Below are 2,922 nucleotides of genomic sequence, written 5' to 3'. Positions count from 1 at the left end.
ACACGGAGTCGTCGGGTTCGGCCCTGAAGCGCAGGCGTCCGGGCCGCTCGGGCAGACCCCGTTGCGGGGTCCAGCGGTACAGGAAGCGTTCCACCAGGAGTTCGTACCCCGCGGAGCGTGCGGCCGTGAAGCGGGCCTCGGCGGCGGCGCGCAGGGCGGGCTCCTCGCGCCAGCCTCCGGGCAGGTTGATCTCCAGGTCGACCCGCCAGGGGACGGAGCGCAGCAGTTCGGCGCCCGCCTCCTCCTCGCCCTCGGCCACGTCGAACCAGTTGATGTTGACGGGCTCCGGGTCGTCGGGGCCGCCCCACCACGCGCCGCGTGCGACGACCTCGCCGTCGCGCAGCGCGACGCGCTTCCAGTCGGGGCGGAACCGGGTGCGCCGGTGGCCCTCGGCGGCGCCGAGGGGGTCGGGGAGTGCGTCGAAGAGATGGGCGTCGCTCGCGCAGAGCGCGCGGATGACCGGATCGGTCATGGATTCCTCCGGGATCAAAGGCTGCTGCTCGGAGCGCTCCCGGTCAGAACTGGTGGACCACGCCGGGGCAACGGAAGGGGGAGCGCGGGAAAGGCATGGACTGGGGCGGACGGCTCCCGTGTGCGGGGGCCGCCTCTCGGTCTGACCGGATCCATGCAGGTCAGCGGGGCGGGAAGTCCGTAGGATGGGGTGGAGCTCCTCCGGGAGGAAACCCCTGCCCGGAGGTCCCATGCCCCCTCACACGACACGCCGGCTGATCGGGCGGAGCCGTGAACTGGAGGCGCTGGAGCAGTTGTTGCGGGAGGTGCGGGACGGGCGCAGCCGGGTGCTGGTGCTGCGCGGCGAGGCCGGCGTCGGCAAGTCGGCACTGCTCGGCCGGCTGGCCGAGCGGGCCGTGCCGTTGCGGACCGTGCAGGCGGCCGGGGTCGAAGCCGAGTCCGAGTTCGCCTACTCGGCCCTGCAGCGCCTGTGCGCCCCTCTGCTGTCCCACCTCGACCGGCTCCCGCCGGTGCAACAGGACGCGCTGCGGGTGGCGTTCGGGCTGAGTGCGGGGAACCCGCCCGAGATGCTGCTGGTCGGGCTCGCGGTCCTCGGTCTCTTCGCCGAGGCCGCCGCGGAGTCGCCGCTGGTGTGCCTGGTCGACGACGCCCAGAGCCTGGACCTGATGTCCCGGCGGATCCTCGCGTTCGTCGGGCGGCGGCTGGACGCCGAGTCGGTGGCCCTGGTGTTCGCCGAACGGACCGCCGACGGGGAGGGGTCGGAGGGGTTCGCGGGCCTGCCGGAGCTCATGCTGCGGGGGCTGGCCGACGCCGACGCGCGGGCCCTGCTCGACGGGGCGCTCGCGGCTCCGGTCGACGCCCGGGTGCGGGACCGGATCGTCGCCGAGACCGGCGGGAACCCCCTCGCCCTGCTGGAACTCCCCCGGGACCTGTCGCCGGCGGAGCTGGCGTTCGGCTTCGCCGGCCCCGGCAAGGGGCCGCTGGCGTCCCGGGTCGAGGAGGGGTTCCGCCGGCGGGTGGAGGCGCTGCCGGCCGACACCCGTGCCCTGCTGCTGGTCGCGGCGGTCGAACCGGTGGGCGACGCGCCGCTGTTGTGGCGTGCACTGCGGCTGCTCGGCATCGGGATCGAGGCCGGGGCGGCGGCCGAGGCGGCGGACCTGATCACGCTGGGCGCCCCGGTGCGCTTCCGCCACCCCCTGGTGCGTTCGGCCGTCTGGCGGGATGCGGACGCGGCCTCGCTGCGGGCCGCGCACGGCGCGCTGGCCGAGGCCACCGACGCCGGGCGCGACCCCGACCGGCGGGCCTGGCACCGGGCCCACGCCGCGGTCGGGCCGGACGAGGAGGTCGCCGCCGAGCTGGAGCGCTCCGCCGACCGGGCCCTGGCCCGCGGCGGACGGGCCGCTGCGGCGGCCTTCCTGGAACGTGCCGCCGCCCTCACCCCCGATCCCGGGGAACGGGCGCGACGCGCCCTGGCGGCCGCGGCGGCCCACCTCGCCGCCGCCGTGCCGGCCCGGGTGCCCGACCTGCTGGCCGCCGCCGAACTGGGGCCGCTGGACCCGCTGCAGTCGGCCCACGCCAGCCGGCTGCGGGCGAAGGCGGCGGCGATGACCGCCCCGGGGCTGGGCACCGTCCAGCCTCTGCTCGACGCGGCGGGCCGGCTCGTGCACCTCGACCAGGCCGCGGCGCGGGAGACCTGCCTGGCGGCGTTCGGAGCGGCCGTCTGGGCCGGCCGTTACGACGAGGGCGGGCTGCGGCGGGCAGCGGCGGCGGCGCGCGACCTGCCGCCCGGCGAGGAGACGGCGGGGGTCTTCCTCAGGGCCCTCGTCAGCTGGACCACGGACGGGCCGGCGGCCGCCTTCCCGCTCCTGGCGCGGGCGGTGCGCTCGCTCACCCGCGACGAGGACCTGGCCGTCCTGTGGCCCGCCGCCAACGCGGCCGTGGAGCTGGGCGACCTCCAGGCCTGGCTGGACATCACCGGCCGGGCGGTGCGCTTCGCCCGCACGACGGGCGCCCTGTCGGTGCTCTCCACGGCCCTCCCCTACCGGGCCGCCTCGCTGTGCTACACGGGGCGCTTCGCCGAAGCCCGGGACCTGCTGGCCGAGGCGCCCGCCTCCGGCGACGCGGTGGGGGTGGCCACGCACATGGTCTCGACGGCCCTGCTCGGCGCCTACCAGGGTCGGGAGCGGCCGGCGCTGGAGCTGATCGGCGCCATGGAGAGGGAGGGCGAACAGCGCGGTCTGGGCCGCCTCACCGGCATGGCGGCGTGCGCGCGGGCCGTGCTCCACAACGGCCTGGGCAACTACGCCCTGGCCATGGAGGCGGCGCTCCGGGGCGACGCCTACCAGGACCTCGTCGTGCACCACTGGACGTGCGCCGAACTCGTCGAGGCCGCGACCCGGGCCGGCCGTCCGGACCTCGCGGCCCGGGCGCGCGAGCGGCTGGCCGACTGGG

1 protein-coding gene and 1 pseudogene are annotated in these 2,922 nt (G+C 77.1%); one reads left to right on the top strand and one right to left on the bottom strand.

Annotated features, from left to right (window positions below; translation table 11 throughout):
- A pseudogene (locus ACFVXK_RS37960) lies at positions 1 to 472 on the bottom strand (GNAT family N-acetyltransferase); the annotation flags it as partial.
- A 229-nt stretch (positions 473 to 701) separates the two neighbouring features.
- On the opposite strand from ACFVXK_RS37960, the gene ACFVXK_RS37955 reads away from it, so the two are divergent.
- A partial coding sequence (locus ACFVXK_RS37955) for an AAA family ATPase (RefSeq protein WP_389621762.1) occupies positions 702 to 2,922 on the top strand: 2,221 nt, incomplete at its 3' end.

Source organism: Streptomyces sp. NPDC058157 (genome assembly GCF_042884105.1).
In the GTDB taxonomy this organism is placed as follows: domain Bacteria; phylum Actinomycetota; class Actinomycetes; order Streptomycetales; family Streptomycetaceae; genus Streptomyces.
This window is presented reverse-complemented; position numbering and strand designations above follow the sequence as displayed.